Genomic DNA, 1,253 nt, shown 5'->3' on the forward strand with positions numbered 1-1,253 from the left:
AGTCCGCCGAACAGGGCGAGTTCAGGATCGAGAAACGTTGAATACTGCTGTTGGCGTGGTCACGGCCCAGGATGGGGTCATGAGTCGCAAGAAGGGGCCCCGGTCGGATGGTCCACGGGCACGCCGGTCGTTCACCCCGGGACAGAAGTTGGAGCTGCTGGCCGGCTACGAGCGGGCGGCAGCGGCCGGTGAGGGCGGGGCGTTCCTGCGGCGGGAGGGTTTGTACTCGTCGTTGGTGTCGGAGTGGCGCCGGGCTCGGGACGCGGGGTTGTTGCAGGGTAAACCGGCTGGTGAGACGGTCGGGAGGCCGTCGGCGGAGCAGGCGGAGATCGCCCGGTTGCGGCGTGAGTTGCAGCAGGCGCAGGCGAAGCTGGCGCGGACCGAGACGGCGTTGACGATCATGGGAAAAGCGCGCGAGCTCTTGGAGGACATCTCCAGGAGCGAGCCGGACGATCCGGACGTGTTCGGGCTCGGCAGGCGCTGATGGAGGCGTTTCAGGAGTTGACCGGTGCGGGGACGACGACCCGGGCCGCAGCGGCGATGACCGGGATCGCCCGGTCCAGCGTCGATCGGGAACGGCGTCGGCCGAGCCCGTCACGCCGGCCGCGTCCGGCACCGGCGAACGCGCTTTCTCCGCAGGAGCGGGAGCGTCTGCTGCGGCTGTTGGACGGCCCGCAGTTCGTCGACGCGGCTCCGGCGCAGATCTACGCCGCGCTGCTCGACCAGGGCGTCTACGTCGGCTCGATCGCCACGATGTACCGGATCCTGCGTGAACACCGGCAGGTCGTAGAGCGTCGCCGGTTGGCCCGGCATCCGGCGCGTCAGCGTCCGGAACTGGTCGCCGACGCGCCGCGGCAGGTGTTCAGCTGGGACATCACGAAACTGGCCGGGCCGGTGAAGGGTTCCTACTTCGATGCCTACGTGATGATCGACATTTACTCCCGGTACATCGTCGGTGTGCGGGTCCATGCCCGTGAGTCGGGGCCTCTGGCGGAGTCGATGATGCGGGAGGTCTTCGACGTCGAAGGCGTCCCGCACGTTCTCCACGCTGACCGGGGCACGTCGATGACCTCAAAGTCGGTGTCTGACCTGCTCGAAGACCTGACTGTGACCCGGTCGCACTCCCGACCGAAGGTGTCGAATGACAACCCGTACAGCGAGGCGTGGTTCAAGACGTTGAAGTACGCGCCGGTCTTCCCGGACAGGTTCGTGTCCCTGGCCGCCGCACGAGCGTTCATGACCAACTTCGTTGA

2 protein-coding genes are annotated in these 1,253 nt (G+C 67.4%); both read left to right on the plus strand.

Going from position 1 to position 1,253, the window contains the following annotated elements; translation table 11 throughout:
- The first annotated feature begins 79 nt into the window (after positions 1–79).
- On the plus strand, positions 80–484 hold the full coding sequence (locus KBX06_RS27450) for a hypothetical protein (RefSeq protein WP_210839959.1): 405 nt from the start codon (positions 80–82) through the stop codon (positions 482–484).
- Positions 484–1,253 (plus strand): DDE-type integrase/transposase/recombinase (locus KBX06_RS27455; RefSeq protein WP_210839961.1); only part of this gene is annotated, 770 nt, incomplete at its 3' end. The genes KBX06_RS27450 and KBX06_RS27455, both read left to right, overlap by 1 nt.

It is taken from the genome of Micromonospora sp. C31 (assembly GCF_018070575.1).
Classification (GTDB): Bacteria; Actinomycetota; Actinomycetes; order Mycobacteriales; family Micromonosporaceae; genus Micromonospora.